21 protein-coding genes are annotated in these 19,061 nt (G+C 51.2%); 10 read left to right on the top strand and 11 right to left on the bottom strand.

Features of this window, described 5'->3' with window-relative positions; genetic code table 11:
* Positions 1-3: 3 nt before the first annotated feature.
* Genes trmH through gmk form a run of 4 tightly spaced genes read right to left on the bottom strand, consistent with a single transcriptional unit; the run spans position 4 to position 3,784 of the window.
* On the bottom strand, positions 4-693 hold the full coding sequence (trmH, locus tag OGV94_RS22930) for a tRNA (guanosine(18)-2'-O)-methyltransferase TrmH (RefSeq protein ID WP_286524476.1): 690 nt from the start codon (positions 691-693) through the stop codon (positions 4-6).
* 4 nt (positions 694-697) lie between these two features.
* The gene (gene spoT / locus OGV94_RS22925; protein WP_032950538.1) at positions 698-2,812 is read right to left on the bottom strand and encodes a bifunctional GTP diphosphokinase/guanosine-3',5'-bis pyrophosphate 3'-pyrophosphohydrolase; all 2,115 of its coding nucleotides are present in this window, start codon (positions 2,810-2,812) and stop codon (positions 698-700) included.
* A gap of 18 nt (positions 2,813-2,830) precedes the next feature.
* On the bottom strand, positions 2,831-3,106 hold the full coding sequence (rpoZ, locus tag OGV94_RS22920; RefSeq protein ID WP_000135058.1) for a DNA-directed RNA polymerase subunit omega: 276 nt from the start codon (positions 3,104-3,106) through the stop codon (positions 2,831-2,833).
* A 54-nt stretch (positions 3,107-3,160) separates the two neighbouring features.
* Positions 3,161-3,784 (bottom strand): guanylate kinase, encoded by a 624-nt coding sequence (gmk, locus tag OGV94_RS22915; RefSeq protein ID WP_019078035.1) that lies wholly within the window; start codon positions 3,782-3,784, stop codon positions 3,161-3,163.
* Between the two features lie 261 nt (positions 3,785-4,045).
* On the opposite strand from gmk, the gene ligB reads away from it, so the two are divergent.
* Complete coding sequence (ligB, locus tag OGV94_RS22910) at positions 4,046-5,725, top strand: NAD-dependent DNA ligase LigB (protein ID WP_286524473.1); 1,680 nt, start codon at positions 4,046-4,048, stop codon at positions 5,723-5,725.
* On the opposite strand, the gene OGV94_RS22905 is transcribed toward ligB, so the two are convergent.
* Positions 5,722-6,339, bottom strand: coding sequence for a trimeric intracellular cation channel family protein (locus tag OGV94_RS22905; protein WP_003024049.1), 618 nt, complete (start codon positions 6,337-6,339; stop codon positions 5,722-5,724). The genes ligB and OGV94_RS22905 overlap by 4 nt on opposite strands.
* 258 nt (positions 6,340-6,597) lie before the next feature.
* On the bottom strand, positions 6,598-7,461 hold the full coding sequence (locus OGV94_RS22900) for a YicC/YloC family endoribonuclease (protein ID WP_003024052.1): 864 nt from the start codon (positions 7,459-7,461) through the stop codon (positions 6,598-6,600).
* A gap of 125 nt (positions 7,462-7,586) precedes the next feature.
* Here OGV94_RS22900 and rph point away from each other — a divergent pair, with 125 nt between their 5' ends.
* Together rph and pyrE are read left to right on the top strand one after the other, a co-directional pair.
* Positions 7,587-8,303 (top strand): ribonuclease PH, encoded by a 717-nt coding sequence (rph, locus tag OGV94_RS22895; protein ID WP_003024054.1) that lies wholly within the window; start codon positions 7,587-7,589, stop codon positions 8,301-8,303.
* Positions 8,304-8,368: 65 nt separating this feature from the next.
* Entirely contained in the window at positions 8,369-9,010 is a 642-nt protein-coding gene (pyrE, locus tag OGV94_RS22890) for an orotate phosphoribosyltransferase (RefSeq protein WP_043018746.1), read from the top strand.
* 66 nt (positions 9,011-9,076) lie between these two features.
* On the opposite strand, the gene slmA is transcribed toward pyrE, so the two are convergent.
* The 3 genes from slmA to coaBC form a co-directional block, all read right to left on the bottom strand.
* Positions 9,077-9,673 carry a nucleoid occlusion factor SlmA gene (gene slmA, locus OGV94_RS22885; protein WP_003827257.1) on the bottom strand — a complete coding sequence of 199 codons (597 nt, stop codon included), beginning with the start codon at positions 9,671-9,673 and terminating at the stop codon, positions 9,077-9,079.
* A gap of 116 nt (positions 9,674-9,789) precedes the next feature.
* The gene (dut, locus tag OGV94_RS22880; protein ID WP_003827259.1) at positions 9,790-10,248 is read right to left on the bottom strand and encodes a dUTP diphosphatase; all 459 of its coding nucleotides are present in this window, start codon (positions 10,246-10,248) and stop codon (positions 9,790-9,792) included.
* Positions 10,226-11,446: a bifunctional phosphopantothenoylcysteine decarboxylase/phosphopantothenate--cysteine ligase CoaBC gene (gene coaBC / locus OGV94_RS22875; RefSeq protein ID WP_087052877.1), complete on the bottom strand. Its 1,221-nt coding sequence runs from the start codon at positions 11,444-11,446 to the stop codon at positions 10,226-10,228. Before coaBC ends, dut begins: the two co-directional genes overlap by 23 nt.
* A gap of 172 nt (positions 11,447-11,618) precedes the next feature.
* On the opposite strand from coaBC, the gene radC reads away from it, so the two are divergent.
* From radC to mutM, 4 genes are all read left to right on the top strand, one after another.
* Positions 11,619-12,284, top strand: coding sequence for a RadC family protein (radC, locus tag OGV94_RS22870; protein ID WP_047407836.1), 666 nt, complete (start codon positions 11,619-11,621; stop codon positions 12,282-12,284).
* A 218-nt stretch (positions 12,285-12,502) separates the two neighbouring features.
* Positions 12,503-12,739 (top strand): 50S ribosomal protein L28, encoded by a 237-nt coding sequence (gene rpmB, locus OGV94_RS22865; protein ID WP_003024071.1) that lies wholly within the window; start codon positions 12,503-12,505, stop codon positions 12,737-12,739.
* Between the two features lie 20 nt (positions 12,740-12,759).
* Positions 12,760-12,927 carry a 50S ribosomal protein L33 gene (gene rpmG / locus OGV94_RS22860; protein WP_003024094.1) on the top strand — a complete coding sequence of 56 codons (168 nt, stop codon included), beginning with the start codon at positions 12,760-12,762 and terminating at the stop codon, positions 12,925-12,927.
* Positions 12,928-13,025: 98 nt separating this feature from the next.
* Complete coding sequence (gene mutM, locus OGV94_RS22855; protein ID WP_043018743.1) at positions 13,026-13,835, top strand: bifunctional DNA-formamidopyrimidine glycosylase/DNA-(apurinic or apyrimidinic site) lyase; 810 nt, start codon at positions 13,026-13,028, stop codon at positions 13,833-13,835.
* 47 nt (positions 13,836-13,882) lie between these two features.
* On the opposite strand, the gene coaD is transcribed toward mutM, so the two are convergent.
* Positions 13,883-14,362, bottom strand: a complete 480-nt coding sequence (gene coaD / locus OGV94_RS22850; RefSeq protein ID WP_286524471.1) for a pantetheine-phosphate adenylyltransferase — start codon at positions 14,360-14,362, stop codon at positions 13,883-13,885.
* Positions 14,363-14,370: 8 nt separating this feature from the next.
* Positions 14,371-15,648 carry a lipid IV(A) 3-deoxy-D-manno-octulosonic acid transferase gene (gene waaA / locus OGV94_RS22845; protein ID WP_043018741.1) on the bottom strand — a complete coding sequence of 426 codons (1,278 nt, stop codon included), beginning with the start codon at positions 15,646-15,648 and terminating at the stop codon, positions 14,371-14,373.
* Positions 15,649-16,045: 397 nt separating this feature from the next.
* On the opposite strand from waaA, the gene rfaQ reads away from it, so the two are divergent.
* The 3 genes from rfaQ to rfaP are packed head-to-tail and all read left to right on the top strand — an operon-like array spanning position 16,046 to position 19,027.
* The gene (gene rfaQ, locus OGV94_RS22840; protein ID WP_286524469.1) at positions 16,046-17,116 is read left to right on the top strand and encodes a lipopolysaccharide core heptosyltransferase RfaQ; all 1,071 of its coding nucleotides are present in this window, start codon (positions 16,046-16,048) and stop codon (positions 17,114-17,116) included.
* Positions 17,113-18,237, top strand: a complete 1,125-nt coding sequence (locus tag OGV94_RS22835) for a glycosyltransferase family 4 protein (protein ID WP_075145473.1) — start codon at positions 17,113-17,115, stop codon at positions 18,235-18,237. The genes rfaQ and OGV94_RS22835 overlap by 4 nt, the downstream gene beginning before the upstream one ends.
* Positions 18,230-19,027, top strand: a complete 798-nt coding sequence (gene rfaP, locus OGV94_RS22830; RefSeq protein ID WP_043018738.1) for a lipopolysaccharide core heptose(I) kinase RfaP — start codon at positions 18,230-18,232, stop codon at positions 19,025-19,027. The genes OGV94_RS22835 and rfaP overlap by 8 nt, the downstream gene beginning before the upstream one ends.
* Positions 19,028-19,061 lie beyond the last annotated feature (34 nt).

The following is a 19,061-nucleotide window of genomic DNA, read 5'->3' as shown; positions in this document are numbered from 1 at the left end:
CGTTTATCTCGCAGATTGCATAGTGGCCCACCACGTTGCATCGGCTTCAATTTCGCCCTGCGTGTTGACGTGAGGGTAGGTAAGACCTTTGCGCTTAGCGACATTCGCCAGCACCGGATAACCGCCTTCAAACAGTAAGCGCTGCTGCTCGTCTTGTGGCAGCATGCTGTTTTCTCGTCGGTACATGCCAGCATTTTGCCGCTGGCGCTGCGCTTCGTACAGGATTAGCGCGGAGGCGACAGAAACGTTCAGCGACTGCACCATGCCAGTCATGGGAATGATGATGTCCTGATCAGCCAGATCCAACGCTTCCTGAGTGATGCCGGTTTTCTCCTGGCCCATCAGGATGCAGGTGGGCCGCGTGTAATCAATTTCGCGAAAATCCACGGCGTTATCTGACAGATGAGTAGCCAGAACCTGCATGCCCTGGCTTTTTAAATGTGTGACCGCATCGCCAATAGTAAGGTGAGTTTTCACCTGCACCCAACTGTTGCTGCCTGCGGCAGAAGAGGCCATGGTGCGCATACGGCTACCCGGCCAGACGGCGTGGACTTCATGCACGCCGACCGCATCTGCAGTACGAATGATCGCAGAAACGTTATGAGGTTTGTGGACCTGCTCCATGCAGACGGTCAGGTCGGGCTGCCGGCGCGCGAGCATCTCGCGGATACGTGCATAGCGCTGTTCATTCATAAGACTAGTTTCGGTTTCGGGTGACTTTTATCACGTCCGGCATGACGCGAATTTTGCGCATGATATTCGCCAGGTGCACGCGATCGCGAGCGGTCAGGCGAATAAAGGCGCTATAGACGCGGCCATCTTTCTCTTCCGTATTCAGACTTTGAATGTTGGAGGTGGTCGTGTTGATTGCCGCCGTCAGGTTTGCCAGAGCACCCTGGTGGTTAAACATATCCACCTTAATCTCTGTAATGAACTCCTGCTCCGTCTCTTTATCCCATTCCACCGCCATAAACTTCTCTGGCTCTTTCTGGTAGCCACGAATATTACGGCAGGATTCATGGTGAATCACCAGACCTTTACCCGGACTGACGTGGGCAATGATTGGATCGCCTGGAATCGGACGACAGCATTTCGCAAAGGTGATCAGCACGCCGTCTGCGCCTTTGATCGGCAGATGGCCGTGACCAGATTGCGCCGGCACATTTGTCGTTGCTTCGCCCTGCTGAAGGTTTTTCGCTACCACCACGCTCATGGCGTTACCCAGACCGATTTCTGCGAGCAGATCGTCAAGCGTGGCGAGCTTCATACGCTCAAGCTCGCGCTGGATGCTCTCTGGTGGGATCTCAGCCAGTTTACGGCTACCGCCCAGGGCATGGTTGAGCAGTCGACGACCCAGACTAACGGAATCATCGCGCTTGAGGTTTTTCAGCAGTTGGCGAATTTTGGCGCGCGCTTTCGAACTGACGACGAAGTTGAGCCATGCGGCGTTCGGACGTGCGCCCGGCGCGGTAATAATCTCAACGGTCTGGCCGCTAAAGAGCGGTTGTGAAAGCGGGTAAGGCTGTCTGTCGACGCGTGCGCCAACGCAGGCGTGGCCGATATCGGTATGCACGGCGTAGGCAAAGTCGACAGGCGTTGCACCGGCAGGCAGTTCGACAATGCGCCCTTCCGGTGTGAAAACATAAATCTCATCCGGGAAGAGATCAGATTTAACGCTTTCAATAAATTCAAACGAGCTACCGGCGCTCTGCTGCAGTTCCAGCAGGCTTTGCATCCAGCGCTGAGCGCGGATTTGCGCAGTGGTGCTGCTTTCGCCGCCGTGCTCTTTGTAAGCCCAGTGCGCTGCAACCCCCATCTCTGCCATCTGGTCCATGTCTTCAGTACGAATCTGTACTTCTACCGGGACTCCGTGTGGGCCGATCATTGAAGTGTGCAAAGACTGATATCCGTTAGCTTTCGGAATGGCGATATAGTCTTTCACGCGACCAGGACGTGGTTTGTACAGGCTGTGCATCTGGCCGAGTACGCGATAGCAGGTATCGGAATCATGAACGATAACGCGAAACGCGTAGATGTCCATGATGGAGTGAAAACGCTGCTCTTTGAGCACCATTTTGCAGTAGATCGAGTACAGGTGCTTCTCACGCCCGCTTACGCGACACGGAATGCCTGCCTCTTGCAAACGCCCTTCGATTTCCGAGAGGATTTTTTGGATCATCTCTTTACGGTTGCCGCGAGCGGCTTTAACCACTTCTTTAATCACGCGATAGCGGTTTGGGTACAACGCTTCAAAACCCAGCTCTTCCAGCTCGGTTTTAATGTGATGAATACCTAAACGGTGCGCCAGCGGACTATAGATTTCGAGGGTTTCACGGGCGATGCGGCGACGTTTGTCCGGGCGTAATGAGCCCAGCGTACGCATGTTGTGGGTACGGTCAGCAAGTTTGATGAGAATGACGCGGATATCCTGCACCATCGCCATAATCATCTTGCGAAAGTTTTCAGCTTGCGCCTCTTTCTTATCGCGAAACTTAAGCTTATCAAGCTTCGATACCCCTTCTACCAGTTCTGCAACGCTTTTACCAAAAAGCTGTTCCATATCCTGGTAGGTGGCTGGAGTATCTTCAATCACGTCATGCAGCAGCGCAGCCATCAGCGTTTCGTAGTCGAGTTTCATCTCGGCCAGAATGCAGGCTACCGCTACCGGGTGCGTGATATAGGGTTCACCGCTTGAACGTGTCTGGCCCTCGTGAGCGTCACGTGCAACGAGATACGCCTGCCGAAGACGCTTAATCTGGTCTTCCGGCAGGTAGTTTTGAATCAGTTGATTCAGGCTTTCAAACAGATACAAGGGCGACCCGCTTTATGATTAACGACGACCTTCAGCAATAGCGGTAACGGCTTGTAATTCAGCGGCTTCCTGCTCTTGCTGTTCCTGGCGCTCACGCACGTCGAGGATCTGGTTGTTGATCAGACCTTCTTCGATTTCGCGCAGCGCGATAACGGTAGTTTTATCGTTTTCTTCCGGTACGAGCGGATCCTTTCCGCCTACCTGCATCTGACGAGCGCGACGCGCGGCGACCAGTACCAGGTCAAAACGGTTACCAATTTTCTCTACAGCGTCCTGAACAGTTACGCGTGCCATACTTAAAATGCTCCACAGGTGAAGAAATGACTGGGCATGATACTGAATGTGGGTTCAGTCTGCCAACAGTTTGCTGATTAAAGCGTCATGACGCTGCTTTTGGCGGCTCATGCGCAGACGTTCGGCGCGAATGATAGTTTTCAAATCGCCCAGGGCGGTATCGAAGTCATCATTCACAATAAGATAATCATATTCGGCGTAATGGCTCATTTCTGCAACAGCTTGCGCCATACGTTTTGCGATCACGTCTTCGCTATCCTGACCGCGGCCACGCAGACGGCGGTCCAGCTCAATCTTAGATGGCGGCAAAATAAAAATACTGCGCGCATGCGGCATTTTTTGACGAATTTGCTGCGCACCTTGCCAGTCGATATCTAAAAAGACGTCTACGCCGGATGCCAATACTTGCTCAATGGTCTCACGCGAGGTGCCGTAGTAATTACCGAAAACCTCAGCGTGTTCCAGAAACGCGTCTCTGCCAATCATGGTTCTGAATTCATCATGGTTCACAAAGAAATAGTGTTCACCGTGCACTTCCCCCGGGCGCGGCGCGCGCGTGGTGTGCGAAACAGAAACCTGGGTGTCATACAACGGTTGGGTCTTTAATAAAGCCTGAATCAGGCTGGATTTACCCGCGCCACTGGGGGCAGAAACAATATAAAGCGTGCCTTGAGCCATGAGTATCTTAATGTATGTGATTGTCGAAAGAGAGCCTACATACGGGCTTATTATACACGTAGCCGCTATGTGACGTAGCCCTTGTCACACTTTTTGCGCATGTTTATTGCGTTTTGCGTACCAGTTTCCTGTTTTATCCGCGATTTGCAGCAATTTGTGCAAATGTCAGGAACGGTGCTCGCAGGATGATTTTTTGCCGCTCTGTTTCCCTTTTACTTTGCGTTATATCTGCCGGGAAATGCAGTGTTCAGCGGAGGTAACATGGGATTATGGAAAGGCATAGGGCTGGTTTTGCTAATGGGGTGTCTACCCGCATGGGCGGTATGCCCAGTCTGGTCTCCTGCCAGGGCAAACGAAGAAATTTCTCGACTACAGCAGCAGATCACACAGTGGAATGACAGTTACTGGAAACAGGGTGAAAGTGCCGTAGACGACGGCGTTTATGACCAGCTCAATGCGCAACTCATCCAATGGCAGCGCTGTTTTGGCGATGAAGCCCCACCAGATCTGTCTGCGCCCCCAATAAGTGGCACCGCCCCGCATCCTGTTCCCCACACGGGAGTCCGTAAACTTGCCGATAAGCAAGCGCTACAGCAATGGATGCACACTCGCAGCGATCTCTGGGTACAGCCAAAGGTGGACGGCGTGGCGGTCACGCTGGTCTATCGCAACGGCAATCTGATACAGGCGATTAGCCGTGGTAACGGCCTGAAAGGCGAAGACTGGACGCAAAAGGTTCTTCAGATCCCTTCCGTGCCACGCACCACCACAGGACAGCTCGCTAACAGTACGTTGCAGGGGGAGATATTCTTACAGCAGCAGGGGCATATCCAGCAACAGAAAGGCGGAATGAACGCCCGCTCAAAGGTTGCTGGAATGATGATGCGCCAGAGCACCCCGGAAATATTACGCTCGCTGGATATTTTTATCTGGGCCTGGCCTGATGGTCCGGCGCTCATGTCTGAAAGACTGGAGCAACTCACGGCTGCCGGGTTCAGTTACACGCAACGCTATACTCAGGCTGTGAAAAATGCGGATGACGTCGAAAAGTCGCGCGCCAGGTGGTGGAGTTCAGCATTACCTTTTGTGACGGATGGCGTAGTGGTGCGAACGGCAAAAGAGCCACGGGCACAGTATTGGCTACCCGGACAGGGTGACTGGCTGGCGGCGTGGAAATATCCTCCTGTGGCAAGGGTATCTGAGGTAACGGGTATTCAGTTCTCCGTTGGCAAAAGCGGGAAAATTGCGGTGGTGGCATTGCTGACCCCCGTCATGCTGGATGATAAGCGGGTGCAGCGCGTCAATATTGGCTCTGTACGACGCTGGAATGAATGGGATATCGCGCCTGGCGATCAGATTCTGATAAGCCTCGCTGGACAAGGGATCCCCCGTATAGATGAGGTGGTCTGGCGCAGTACCCAGCGTATTAAGCCGGTGCCACCTGAGGGGCGCTTCAATTCATTAACCTGTTTTTATGCTACAGCGGAGTGCCAGGAACAGTTTGTTGCCAGACTGGTCTGGCTGGGCGGTAAAGAAGTGCTGGGGCTGGAGGGTATCGGCGAGGCGGGATGGCGAGAGCTCCATCAGGCGTATCGCTTTGAACATATCTTTTCCTGGCTAGGATTAACCCAGGCGCAGCTACAGTCCACCTTCGGCGTGAACAAAGGGGATAAGTTGTGGCATCAGTTCAACCTGTCGCGCCATCACCCGTTCACGCGCTGGGTGATTGCCATGGGAATACCGTTAACACAGGCAACGCTGAATGCCATTCGGGATGGTTCGTGGCAGCAGTTACAGGCGCGCAGTGAACAAAGCTGGCGGCAGTTGCCTTTCATGGGGGAGCGGCGGGCACGCCAGGTGATGCAGTGGCTGGAGAATAGAGAGATCATTGCGCTGAGCGACTGGTTAGCTGCTCAGCGGATCGCGGGCTTTATGCCTTAATGGCCTTCATGGCGATAGTAAAATACCGGTAGCCCTAACTTCAGGCGCAGCGCCAGCAGTCGGGCGGTAAAGCCGAAGAGCAGGGTAGAGATAACCACTACATCGTGACTGGAGACATAATGTTGCAGCACGATGTACAGCACGGCAGCGGCAAATGAAACGCCGGCATACAGTTCTTTCTGGAATACTAATGGGATACGTTTGCAGAACATGTCACGTAAAACACCACCAAAGACGCCGGTAGTGACTGCAGCGACTACGGCGATAATCGGCCCATGACCCATATCCAGCGCCACCTGAGCGCCAATAATAGAAAAAACCACCAGGCCCAGCGCATCCAGTACAAGGAATATTTTACGCAGATAGGGCATGACGGGAGCAATAATGGTGGTGAGTACCGCAGCGGTCGCCACGATAATGACGTATTCAGGGTGCTTTACCCAGCCAAGCGGATAGTGGCCGAGAAGAATGTCGCGTACTGAGCCGCCGCCAATGGCTGTCGCGGTGGCAATAATAATGACGCCAAATGTATCCATACGACGACGCCCAGCCGCAAGCGCACCGGTCATGGCTTCGGCAGTAATACCAATTAAATATAAAACGTGTAGCAGCATGTATTCCCCCTGATTTGCTGGGGGCTAAGGTTAACGATTTGTGCGCATTGTCACGATTGAGATTTTCTAAGGTGAAGCGATTTTAATAACTACAGCTAATGCGAATGTGCTAAAAATACGTGGTGACATACGCTTTGTGTTATTGGTGGTGATAATAAATGATGAGAAAATATAATTCGGAATGAATGGGAAGAATACCAAAGCGAAGGGAAAACACGTAGTCCCGCCGTTTATTGGCGGGCTACGTAGAATGCTGGCTTATTCGATGTTCTGGATCTGCTCGCGCATTTGCTCGATCAATACCTTCAGCTCAATCGCGGAATTCGTCACCTCGGCATTGATAGACTTGGATGCCAGAGTGTTCGACTCACGGTTGAATTCCTGCATCATGAAGTCCAGACGACGGCCAACGGCCTCTTTTTTCTTCAGGATGTTGTAGGTTTCTTTGACGTGGGCTTCCAGACGATCTAACTCTTCTGCCACATCGATACGCTGCGCCATCAGCACCAGCTCTTGCTCAAGGCGGTTATTTTCCAGTTGCACCTGGGCGTCTTCCAGTTTGGCTACCAGACGCTCGCGCTGCCATTGCAGGATTTCCGGCATATGTGCACGTACTTTCGTAACTTCAGCGCTGACGCCTTCCAGACGCTGCTCGATCAGCGCTTTCAGCGCCTGACCTTCGGTTTCACGCGCGACGATGAAGTCATCCAGCGTACCGTCAAGCGCAGCGAGGATTTCGGCGGCAATGGCGTCCAGATCTTGCTCCTGGGCAGCCATTACGCCTGGCCAGCGCAGGATATCAACCGGGTTAATTTCACCTTCATCACTCTGCATTTTTACCCAGTTAGCCGCACTCACGAGCTGTTTAGCGAGCTTTTCATTCAGAATCAGCTCGCCCTGGGCGCTGGCATCGGGCTCAAAACGCAGCGTACACTCGACTTTACCGCGCGTCAGACGTGTGCGGATGCGCTCGCGAACAACGGGTTCAAGGCTACGGAACTGCTCCGGCAGGCGAAAATAAGTTTCCAGATAACGCTGGTTTACCGAGCGCATTTCCCAGGTTGCGCTACCCCATTCACCCTTGATTTCACGCCGGGCGTAGGCGGTCATGCTGCGGATCATAGACGTTCCTGTTTTTAAAGATGAGATGGGAGGATTATAGCCATCCACGTCTTGTCAGGATAGGAATAACAGTCGGAAGTCCGTATAATGCGCAGCCACATTCGTTTCAAGCCGGAGAATTTATCATGCGTCCAGCAGGTCGTAGTGCCAATCAGGTGCGTCCCGTCACCCTGACCCGTAATTATACAAAACACGCTGAAGGCTCCGTGCTGGTCGAATTTGGTGATACCAAAGTGCTGTGTACCGCCTCGATTGATGAAGGCGTACCGCGTTTTCTGAAAGGACAGGGCCAGGGCTGGATCACCGCAGAATATGGCATGCTGCCACGCGCCACGCACACCCGTAACGCCCGTGAAGCGGCGAAAGGTAAGCAGGGCGGTCGTACCATGGAAATCCAGCGTCTGATCGCTCGTGCGCTGCGCGCCGCCGTTGATCTGAAGACGCTCGGCGAATTCACGATTACGCTGGACTGCGATGTTATTCAGGCCGATGGCGGTACGCGCACCGCATCCATTACCGGTGCTTGTGTCGCTTTGGCTGACGCGCTGAACAAACTGGTAGCAAGCGGTAAGCTGAAAACCAACCCAATGAAAGGGATGGTCGCGGCGGTCTCCGTAGGTATTGTGAACGGCGAAGCACTCTGCGACCTGGAATACGTTGAAGATTCTGCCGCAGAAACCGACATGAACGTGGTGATGACTGAAGACGGTCGCATTATAGAGGTGCAGGGCACGGCGGAAGGCGAGCCGTTCAGCCATGAAGAACTTCTCACCCTACTGGCATTGGCCCGAGGGGGGATCGAGTCCATTGTAGCGACGCAGAAGGCGGCGTTAGAAAATTGATTTTAAAGGCGACTGATTAGTCGCCTTTTTTTTGTCTGTAATAAAGTGAGATGAGGAGCGAATCCATGAAACCGTATCAGCGCCAGTTTATTGAGTTTGCGCTTAGCAAGCAGGTACTAAAGTTTGGCGAATTTACGCTGAAATCCGGGCGCAAAAGCCCCTATTTCTTCAACGCCGGGCTGTTTAATACCGGGCGCGACCTGGCACTGTTAGGCCGTTTTTATGCCGAAGCGCTGGTGGATTCCGGTATTGAGTTCGATTTGCTGTTTGGTCCGGCCTACAAAGGTATTCCGATTGCTACCACAACGGCCGTTGCGCTGGCGGAGCACCATGATAAAGATTTGCCGTACTGCTTTAACCGTAAAGAGGCGAAAACCCACGGCGAAGGCGGTAATCTGGTAGGTAGCGCACTTGAAGGGCGTGTCATGCTGGTCGATGATGTTATCACCGCGGGTACGGCTATTCGTGAGTCGATGGAAATTATCCAGGCTCATGGCGCCACGCTGGCGGGGGTACTGATTTCTCTCGATCGTCAGGAACGCGGTCGCGGCGAGATTTCAGCGATTCAGGAAGTGGAGCGCGATTATGGCTGCAAGGTGATTTCTATCATTACCCTGAAAGAATTGATTGCGTATCTGGAAGAGAAGCCAGAGATGGCAGAGCATCTGGTGGCAGTACGGGCCTATCGCGAAGCGTACGGCGTTTAAGAACTGCCGGATGGCGCTGCGCTTATCCGGCCTACGTAACCCCGTAGGCCGGACTAAACAAATCTGCTATTGCAACTGAGCAGCCACCAACGGCCAGCGGGTGTCGAAATCATCCGTCGGACGATATTTAAATTCGCTACGTACAAACCGGGACAGCATACCTTCGCAGAAAGCCAACAACTGGCTGGCCAGCAGCGTTTCATCCACGGTGTAGCCTTCACCTTCACGCATTCTTTTTTCTCGCAGAACCTGGCGTAATTGCGCCTCAATTCGCTCAAAAAGCTGGTTAATACGGCCTTGCAGACGATCTTGCTCGAACATCAACGCGTGTCCGGTCAGAATTCGCGTCAGGCCAGGGTTGCGCTCACCGAACCCTAAAATGAGCAGTACGATCAGACGCAAGCGCGCGTTGGTGTCCTTTTCATCTTTCAAAATCAGATTGATTCGGGTAATCAGACTATCTTCGATAAACTCAATCAGGCTATCGAACATGCGAGTCTTGCTGGGGAAATGGCGATACAATGCCGCTTCGGATACGCCAACTGAGGCTGCCAGCTTTGCTGTGGTGATGCGTTGGCTACCATCGCTGGACTCAAGCATCAGTGCCAGAGACTGAAGTATTTCTTCGCGACGATTCCTTTTCGCAGTTTGCTTTTCTACCATGTTACAAAATACCCCTGAAAATAAGCTCTTGCCAGGCAGGCATCCACACAGCGACCGCAAACTGTTGTTTGCGGTATGTTATTGCGTTATTACGCTGTGGGATACTTTTCTGCGGGTTACTTGCGCCCGGAATGGCCGAAGCCACCTTCGCCACGATCGGTGGCTTCAAACTCTTCCACCAGATTAAATTCAGCCTGCACAACCGGTACAAATACCATCTGCGCGATGCGCTCGCCCGGCTCGATAGTGAAGCTGTCCTGACCACGGTTCCAGACGGATACCATCAGCTGGCCCTGGTAGTCGGAATCAATTAAACCGACCAGATTGCCCAGTACGATACCGTGCTTATGGCCCAATCCGGAACGCGGGAGCATTACCGCTGCCAGAGAAGGATCGGCAATGTGGATAGCTAACCCCGTTGGTACCAGCGTTGTTGCGCCCGGCGCCAGTTCTACGGCGTCATCAAGACAAGCACGCAGGTCAAGTCCGGCAGAACCAGAGGTGGCGTACGTAGGAAGCGGAAATTGTTGCCCTACGCGCGGGTCCAGAATCTTAACGTCGATTTTTTTCATCATAACGGGTCACGATCTCGTCGAGTAATAATTGGCCCAGGAGTTCTTTGCGCTCAAGCGGTAAGACTTTATCTCCATCCTGCCAAAAAAGGTGTAATGCGTTGCTGTCGCTGTTAAATCCTTGAGTAGACAGCGAAACATCGTTCGCACAGATCACATCAAGGTTTTTGCGGATGCGTTTTTGCCGGGCATATTCTTCCACATTATTTGTTTCGGCGGCAAACCCAACGACAAAGGGACGGTTAGCAACCAGTGCGGCAACACCGGCGATAATATCCGGATTTTTGACCATTTTTACTGTTAATTCATCACCCTGCGTCGCCTGCTTTTTGATTTTTTCGTGGGCGATCGTGTCAGCGCGATAATCAGCGACTGCGGCGCAGCCGATAAAAATATGCTGTTGTTGCACCGCAGATTGCACGGCGGCTTCCATCTCCAGCGCGGTCATCACATCAACGCGCTGGACAAATGGCGGAGTGGGTAACGAAACCGGACCCGATACCAGCGTGACGTTTGCTCCGCGCTTTGCGGCCGCGGCTGCGATAGCAAATCCCATTTTCCCGGAGCTGTGGTTGGAAATATAACGCACGGGATCAAGCGGTTCACGCGTCGGGCCCGCCGTAATCATGATGTTGAGATGTTGCAGGGAGTTGACAGGTGAAAAATGTTCTGCCGCCATATCCACAATGGTTAATGGGTCCAGCATACGTCCAGGACCGATATCACCACATGCCTGACTACCGCTGTCAGGGCCCCAAATGAGCAACCCTCGCGAAGCAAGGATGCCCAGGTTGTTCTGGGTCGCGGCAGCGCGGTACATCTGCTGGTTCATGGCCGGTAGCACGGCAACAGGCGCTGGCGTTGCCAGACAGATTGTTGACACCAGATCGTTGGCCATACCTGCGGCAACGCGAGCAATCAGGTCTGCCGTAGCAGGGGCCAGGATAACCAAATCGGCCCATTTCCCCAGCTCAATGTGGCCCATCGCGGCTTCGGCTGCAGGATCAAGCAGGCTGTCGGAAACGGGATAACCCGAAACGGCCTGTAAGCTCAGAGGTGTAATAAACGCTTTTGCCGCTTCGGTCATCGCCACGCGGACGTCAGCGCCGCGTTCCCGTAAACGACGTACCAGCTCAGGGGTTTTGTACGCAGCAATGCCGCCACTGACGCCAAGTACGATTTTTTTACCGGCCAGGCTCATCATGATCTTTCCTGTTGGGTTTCACCAGAAGGCGGATATTTTATCACAATCCGCAATTTGTCGTGCTTTTGCCCGCGATCCAGTTTGCGAGGCGCTACGAAGAAGTGAAAACAGAGCGTCGATTCACCGCTGGCGTTATGCCACTATGCGCACGCTAAAGGAGAGGAAAAGCATGGGAAATACAGGACGTATAATGCCTCGGGAAAAGCTGTTGGCGCAGGGGGCCAGTTCGCTGACCGACGTTGAGCTACTGGCTCTTTTTTTACGCACCGGGATGCTGGGTAAAGATGTGCTTACGCTGGCGAAAGAGATGCTTCAGCATTTTGATTCGCTGTATGGCCTGTTGTCTGCTGATTACTTGGATTTCAGCTACGTTCAGGGCATCGGTATCGCGAAGTACGCGCAACTGAAGGGAATAGCGGAGCTGGCAAGGCGTTATTACAACGTACGGGTGATAGAGGAGCGCGCGATACTTAGCCCGGAAATGGCGCGCGAATTTCTGCAAAGTCAGCTCTCGCAAGAGGAACGCGAGATCTTTTTTGTGATCTTTATGGATTCTCAACACCGTGTGATTAAGCACAGCAAACTTTTTTCCGGTACGCTAAGCCACGTTGAGGTGCATCCACGAGAAATTGTCCGTGAAGCGATAAAAATGAATGCTTCGGCGGTGATCCTTGCACATAATCACCCTTCGGGGTGTGCAGAGCCGAGCAAAGCAGATAAACTCATCACCGAGCGTGTTGTGAAATGCTGTCAGTTCATGGATATCCGGGTGCTAGATCATCTGGTCATTGGGCGCGGAGAGTACGTTTCTTTTGCGGAACGCGGTTGGATTTAACGCACTTTACGCGATCCATCGGGATCTTTGTCTGTTCGGGACTTGAGCATAACGCCGGGTCAGCGTATACTACGCCACCTTTGAGAATCTCGGGTTTGGCATTTGGGCCTGGCAATCGAGAGTTCACTTAGAACTATGCGATGACCGGGCTGTAAAGCCTGACGAGGCGCCGATACCCCATACGAAGCTCGAGCTAATTTGATTTTTGGAGAATAGACATGTCCCGAGTCTGCCAAGTTACTGGCAAGCGTCCGGTGACCGGTAACAACCGTTCCCACGCACTGAACGCGACTAAACGCCGTTTCCTGCCTAACCTGCACTCTCACCGTTTCTGGGTTGAGAGCGAGAAGCGTTTTGTCACCCTGCGTGTATCTGCTAAAGGTATGCGTGTTATTGATAAGAAAGGCATCGAAACAGTTCTGTCTGAACTGCGTGCCCGTGGCGAAAAGTACTAAGTACTAAGAGGAAATAAATCATGGCTAAAGGTATTCGTGAGAAAATCAAGCTGGTTTCTTCTGCTGGTACTGGTCACTTCTATACCACTACGAAGAACAAACGTACTAAGCCGGAAAAACTGGAACTGAAAAAATTCGATCCAGTTGTCCGTCAGCACGTTCTCTACAAAGAAGCGAAAATCAAATAATTCTCGCTTTGATGTAATAAAAAACCTCGCTTCGGCGGGGTTTTTTGTTTTCTGGCCGTCCCCATATTAATGTGACCTGATACATCGCCGGAGATACTATGCCTGAATTACCTGAAGTCGAAACCAGCCGCCGCGGTATTGAGCCGCATCTGGTGGGGGCAACGATTATGCACGCGACGGTGCGTAACGGTCGTTTGCGTTGGCCGGTATCTGAGGAAATCTATCGTCTGAGTGATAAACCCGTTCTGAGCGTACAGCGGCGCGCGAAATACCTGCTGCTGGAGCTATCGGATGGCTGGGTAATCATTCATCTGGGGATGTCGGGTAGTTTGCGTATCCTCCCTGAAGAACTTCCGGCAGAAAAGCATGACCACGTTGACCTGGTGATGAGCAACGGCAAAGTCCTGCGCTATACCGATCCACGCCGTTTTGGCGCATGGCTGTGGGCTAAAGAGCTGGATGGGCATAATGTCCTCGCTCACCTTGGTCCTGAGCCGCTGAGCGATGATTTCAACGCTGGTTATTTGCAGCAGAAATGTGCGAAGAAGAAAACTGCGATTAAGCCCTGGCTGATGGATAACAAGCTGGTGGTGGGGGTGGGTAACATCTATGCCAGCGAGTCGCTGTTTGCGGCTGGCATCCATCCTGACCGTCTGGCGTCATCTTTGTCGCAGGACGAGTGTGAACTGCTGGTGCGCGTCATTAAGGCGGTTTTGCTGCGTTCTATCGAGCAGGGTGGCACCACGCTGAAGGATTTCCTGCAAAGTGACGGTAAGCCGGGCTATTTTGCCCAGGAGCTGCAAGTCTATGGGAGAGAAGGTGAACCCTGTCGCGCGTGCGGCGCGCCAATCATTGCGACAAAACACGCCCAGCGCACAACGTTCTACTGCCGTCGCTGTCAGAAATAACACCGTTATTGGCCGGAGGTCGCATACGTCTCATCCGGCCAGACGTATTACTTCAGTTTACCCAATAATGCCTGATGGACGTTTTTCGGCAGAAAATGCGTCACGTCACCCTGATGGCGGGCAACTTCTTTCACCAGCGACGATGAGATAAATGACCACTCTTTAGATGGCATCAAAAAGACGCTTTCCAGTTGTGGCATCAGGTGACGGTTCATATGGGCCAGCTGCATTTCATATTCAAAATCGGCTACCGCACGCAGGCCACGGATCAGAATATTAGCCTGATTATCGCGGGCAAAATTTGCCATCAAATCGCTGAATCCCAGAACTTCGACATTGCCAAGATGCGCCGTTGTCTGTTGCGCCAGCTCAACGCGCTCTTCCAGAGTAAACATCGGCTGTTTACTGGGACTTGCGGCAATGGCCAGGATTACGTGATCGAACATGCTTGTTGCACGCGTCACAATATCGAGGTGGCCGTTAGTAATGGGATCAAAGGTTCCTGGATAAATCGCCCGTTTTTGCATGACTTGCCTCAATGCGTTTTGGGTGGCAGATAAGGTTCCAGCAGCTGCAGCAGACGCTGTAGCGCGCCCTGATTTTGATACAGAACTTCAACTGCGTGACGGCCATAAAAATTACGATAATCTGCATCGGTCAGTAAAGAAGAGACCTCTTTCACCAGCGTAGTTGCGTCGGTGACGGTGATCAATCCGCTTGCCTGTTCGAGGCGGGCGCAAATATCTTTAAAATTAAAAGTATGCGGTCCCATTAATACAGGAATGGCGTGTGCCGCGGCTTCCAGTGGATTGTGTCCACCACGTTCAACCAGTGAACCGCCGACAAAAGCGAGGTCGGCAATGCCGTACAGTAGCATCAGCTCGCCCATGGTGTCGCCGATCACAACCTGAGTACCCGATGACGGAACTTCGCCCGAAGAGCGTGTGGTATAGCTTAGCCCAGCCTGGCGTACGAGGTTAATAGCATCCGGGAAGCGTTCCGGATGTCTGGGAACCAGAATCAGTAAAAGATTCGGGAACTGATTTAATAATGCCTGATGGGCGGCAATGATAATGCTTTCTTCGCCGTCGTGGGTGCTGGTTGCAATCCATACCGGGCGGTGAGGCGCCCATTGACGACGTAATGTGACTGCTTTTGCGGCCAGTTGCGGCGTGACGGAAATATCAAACTTCAGGCTACCGGTGACGGTGACCTGATTGCTTCTGGCGCCAAGCGCAATAAAACGTGCGCCATCTTCTTCGTTCTGGGCGGCAATCAAGGTGATACGACGCAGCAGCCTGCCAACAAATTTCCCTAATTTAGCGTAGCCAGCAGCTGAACGAGCTGAAAGACGTGCGTTGGCAATAACCAGCGGGATGTGGCGCTTATGGAGCGCCGCGATCAGATTTGGCCACAGCTCTGTTTCCATAATTAACACCAGCTTGGGGTCAACTTTATTCAGAAAACGGTTCAGGGCATCCGGTAAATCGTACGGCAGATAAATGTGTTGAACGTCAGTGCCAAAAGCGGATTGTACGCGCTCGGAACCGGTTGGCGTCATGGTGGTTACCGTGATCGGCAAGTCGGGATAACGATGTCGCAGAGCGCGGACTAATGGGATAGCTGCCAGCGTTTCGCCTACTGAAACTGAATGAAGCATGATGCCGCCTGGTTTAAGCGGACGGCGGTAAAAGCCGTAGCGTTCACCCCAGCGTTTACGGTAGGCCGGAGCCTTACGTCCGCGCACCCAAAGCCGTATCCAGATCAGAGGCTGAATAAGGTAGAAAAGGGCGGTGTAAAGCAATTCGAGCATAATGGTAGCTGACTTATGAATGTGCTGGGGATTCTATGTATTTAGTTGTGGCTTTACCAATACTTTTCCTATTTTTAAATTAAATAGCGTCTCAGGCGGGGATTACCTTGGGTGCAAACATCTTTTGCATCTTTACGATATCTGTTGATATTTTCAGGTTTAGTCGAGCCAGAGAGCTTAAAATCAAAAGGTCTTGACATGGTAATTTATTGATTTATATGGCTTAATGATATTGGTTGTGCAAGAATTATTCGAGTCGGAACATGGCGAAAGAAGTGATACACTAGCGCGTAAAAAATCAGTGCGATATCAGTAATCAGGTAGCTGTTGAGCCTGGGGCGGTAGCGTGCTTTTTTCTGCTTAACTTTACCGGACACTCACGATAAAAGAGCCGCTTGTGGATAAGCCAATTAATAGAATTCTGGTCATAAAAATGCGTTTTCACGGAGATATGTTGTTAACAACTCCTGTCATTAGTACGCTAAAGCAGAACTATCCTGAAGCGAAAATCGACGTGCTTCTTTATCAGGATACCATCCCAATTTTGTCGGAAAACCCAGAAATTAATGCCCTTTATGGTATTAAAAATAAAAAGACAAAAGTAACCGACAAAATTACTAATTTCATGCACCTGGCCACAACGTTACGCGCAAATGGGTATGATTTAGTTGTAAACCTTACCGACCAGTGGATCGTCGCGATATTGATGCGGCTACTGAATGCGCAGATTAAAATCTCTCAGGATTATGCTCATCGGCAATCTTCTTTTTGGAAAAATAGTTTTACATGTCTGGCTCCGCTGAGCGGAGAAAATGTGGTGGAAAGTAATCTGTCTGTGCTGGCCCCGTTGAAACTTAACTCGACTGTTACGCATACCACAATGAGCTATCCTCCGGATAGTTGGGAACGTATGCGCACAGAATTAAATCGGGCTGGGGTTGGTGATGAATACGTTGTTATTCAACCGACGGCACGTCAACGCTTCAAGTGTTGGAATAACGAAAAGTTTTCACAGGTAATTGACGCCTTACACCAGCGTGGTCTGGAGGTAGTTCTGACCTCTGGCCCAGGCGCAGACGATCTGGCTTGCGTGAATGAAATTGCACAAGGTTGCAAAGAAAAGCCCGTTACTGCGTTGGCCGGAAAGATGAGCTTCCCAGAGCTAGGAGCAGTCATCGATCATGCCCAGTTGTTTATTGGGGTGGACTCTGCTCCCGGACACATTGCTGCTGCGGTTGATACACCATTGATATGCCTGTTTGGCGCAACGGATCATAATTTTTGGCGACCATGGTCAAAGCAGATGATTCAATTTTGGGCTGGTGATTACCGTCCGATGCCACCACGTGAGCAGCGCGATCGCAATGAAATGTATCTTTCGGTGATTCCCGCTGACGATGTTATTGCTGCTGTCGATAAACTATTACCCGGTAGACTTGTGCCGCCACAAGCGGGGAGTCCCGTATGATTGTTGCTTTCTGTTTGTATAAATACTTCCCATTCGGTGGGTTACAGCGTGATTTTATGCGCATTGCGCAAACTGTAGCGGCACGAGGTCACCATGTTCGTGTCTACACGCAGTCCTGGGAAGGTGAGTGTCCTGACGTTTTTGAATTAATTCTTGTACCGGTAAAGTCCCGGACAAACCATGGCCGCAATGCGGAGTATTATTCCTGGGTCCAGGCACATTTACTTCAGCATCCTGTCGATCGGCTTGTTGGTTTTAATAAAATGCCGGGCCTGGATATCTACTATGCTGCTGACGTTTGCTATGCCGAGAAAGTGGCGCAAGAAAAAGGTTTCCTCTATCGGTTAACTTCACGATATCGGCACTATGCAGCGTTTGAGCGTGCGACGTTTGAGCAGGGTAAATCGACGCAGCTATTAATGCTAACTGATAAGCAGATTGCTGATTTTCAGAAGCATTATCAGACAGAAGCTGAGCGATTTCATATTCTTCCTCCCGGGATTTATCCGGACAGAAAGTATAGTCAGCAGATCCCGAATAGCCATGAAGTTTTTCGCCAGAAAAACGGTATAACAGAGCAACAAAATCTTTTATTACAGGTAGGCTCTGATTTCACTCGTAAAGGTGTGGATCGTTCAATTCGCGCGTTGGCATCATTACCAGAAACTCTTCGAACCAATACGCTACTGTTTGTTGTTGGACAAGACAAACCGAGAAAATTTGAGGCGTTGGCGGAAAAACTTGGCGTACGCAGTAATGTCCATTTCTATTCAGGCCGTAATGATGTTGCAGAATTAATGGCTGCGGCTGATTTATTGATGCATCCGGCTTATCAGGAGGCGGCAGGCATTGTGCTACTAGAGGCAATCACTGCAGGGCTGCCGGTTTTGACCACAGCTGTATGCGGTTACGCGCATTATATTGTTGATGCTAACTGTGGTATGGCAATTGCAGAACCATTCCGGCAAGAAACGCTGAATGAAGTCTTACGTAAAGCGCTGGTAGAGCCTTCATTGTGTTCTGAGTGGAGGGAAAATGCGCGAAACTATGCGGATACGCAAGATTTATACAGCCTACCGGAGAAAGCAGCGGATATGATTACGGGTGGTTTAGATGGTTGAATTAAAAGAACCGTTAGCCACATTATGGCGCGGGAAAGATGCATTTGAAGAAGTTAAAAATTTACAAGGTGAAGTATTCAGAGAGCTGGAAACTCGCCGTACGCTACGATTTGAACTAGCGGGTAAAAGCTATTTTTTAAAATGGCACAGAGGCACTTCTCTGAAGGAGATTGTTAAAAATCTACTTTCATTACGCATGCCAGTATTAGGTGCTGATAGAGAATGGAATGCTATTCATCGCCTGAGTCAATTGGGCGTGGATACAATGACAGGGGTGGGATTTGGTGAGAAAGGATTGAATCCACTGACTAAAACCTCGTTTATTATTACTGAGGATCTCACTCCAACCATCAGTCTGGAAGATTACTGTGCGGAATGGGCCACAAATTCTCCCGATGTGAAAGTGAAGCGTATGATTATTGATCGCGTTGCCACCATGGTGCGTAAGATGCATGCTGGAGGTATCAATCATCGCGATTGCTATATTTGCCACTTTTTATTACATCTTCCTTTTTCAGGGCATGAGGACGATCTCAAGATTTCAGTGATTGATTTGCACCGTGCTCAAATTCGGTCGACCGTTCCTCGACGCTGGCGCGACAAAGACTTGATTGGTCTCTATTTTTCATCCATGAATATTGGATTAACACAGCGTGATATATATAGATTTCTACGCGTCTATTGCGAATTGCCATTGAAAAGCATCCTAAGCCAGGAGGCTGATTTGTTCAATGAAGCACAGGTTAAAGCTAATAAAATACGCGAAAGAACAATTCGTAAATCTCTGTGATTAATTTATCCTGAACTATTTGGAATAGGGCATG

The sequence above is a fragment of the Citrobacter sp. Ce006 genome (assembly GCF_030336535.1).
Lineage (GTDB): Bacteria > Pseudomonadota > Gammaproteobacteria > Enterobacterales > Enterobacteriaceae > Citrobacter > Citrobacter europaeus.
The sequence above is the reverse complement of the archived record's forward strand: the minus strand, read 5'-3'. Positions and strand labels throughout refer to the sequence as shown.

Bases quoted from the DNA above. Each gene is read 5' to 3' on its own strand.
- rpmG (WP_003024094.1), top strand. From the start codon at position 12,760: ATGGCTAAAGGTATTCGTGAGAAAATCAAGCTGGTTTCTTCTGCTGGT.
- rfaP (WP_043018738.1), top strand. From the start codon at position 18,230: ATGGTTGAATTAAAAGAACCGTTAGCCACATTATGGCGCGGGAAAGAT.
- OGV94_RS22905 (WP_003024049.1), bottom strand. From the start codon at position 6,339: ATGCTGCTACACGTTTTATATTTAATTGGTATTACTGCCGAAGCCATG.
- rph (WP_003024054.1), top strand. From the start codon at position 7,587: ATGCGTCCAGCAGGTCGTAGTGCCAATCAGGTGCGTCCCGTCACCCTG.
- coaBC (WP_087052877.1), bottom strand. From the start codon at position 11,446: ATGAGCCTGGCCGGTAAAAAAATCGTACTTGGCGTCAGTGGCGGCATT.
- pyrE (WP_043018746.1), top strand. From the start codon at position 8,369: ATGAAACCGTATCAGCGCCAGTTTATTGAGTTTGCGCTTAGCAAGCAG.
- gmk (WP_019078035.1), bottom strand. From the start codon at position 3,784: ATGGCTCAAGGCACGCTTTATATTGTTTCTGCCCCCAGTGGCGCGGGT.
- trmH (WP_286524476.1), bottom strand. From the start codon at position 693: ATGAATGAACAGCGCTATGCACGTATCCGCGAGATGCTCGCGCGCCGG.
- dut (WP_003827259.1), bottom strand. From the start codon at position 10,248: ATGATGAAAAAAATCGACGTTAAGATTCTGGACCCGCGCGTAGGGCAA.
- rpoZ (WP_000135058.1), bottom strand. From the start codon at position 3,106: ATGGCACGCGTAACTGTTCAGGACGCTGTAGAGAAAATTGGTAACCGT.
- slmA (WP_003827257.1), bottom strand. From the start codon at position 9,673: ATGGTAGAAAAGCAAACTGCGAAAAGGAATCGTCGCGAAGAAATACTT.
- OGV94_RS22900 (WP_003024052.1), bottom strand. From the start codon at position 7,461: ATGATCCGCAGCATGACCGCCTACGCCCGGCGTGAAATCAAGGGTGAA.
- coaD (WP_286524471.1), bottom strand. From the start codon at position 14,362: ATGCAAAAACGGGCGATTTATCCAGGAACCTTTGATCCCATTACTAAC.
- mutM (WP_043018743.1), top strand. From the start codon at position 13,026: ATGCCTGAATTACCTGAAGTCGAAACCAGCCGCCGCGGTATTGAGCCG.
- rpmB (WP_003024071.1), top strand. From the start codon at position 12,503: ATGTCCCGAGTCTGCCAAGTTACTGGCAAGCGTCCGGTGACCGGTAAC.
- radC (WP_047407836.1), top strand. From the start codon at position 11,619: ATGGGAAATACAGGACGTATAATGCCTCGGGAAAAGCTGTTGGCGCAG.
- waaA (WP_043018741.1), bottom strand. From the start codon at position 15,648: ATGCTCGAATTGCTTTACACCGCCCTTTTCTACCTTATTCAGCCTCTG.
- ligB (WP_286524473.1), top strand. From the start codon at position 4,046: ATGGGATTATGGAAAGGCATAGGGCTGGTTTTGCTAATGGGGTGTCTA.
- OGV94_RS22835 (WP_075145473.1), top strand. From the start codon at position 17,113: ATGATTGTTGCTTTCTGTTTGTATAAATACTTCCCATTCGGTGGGTTA.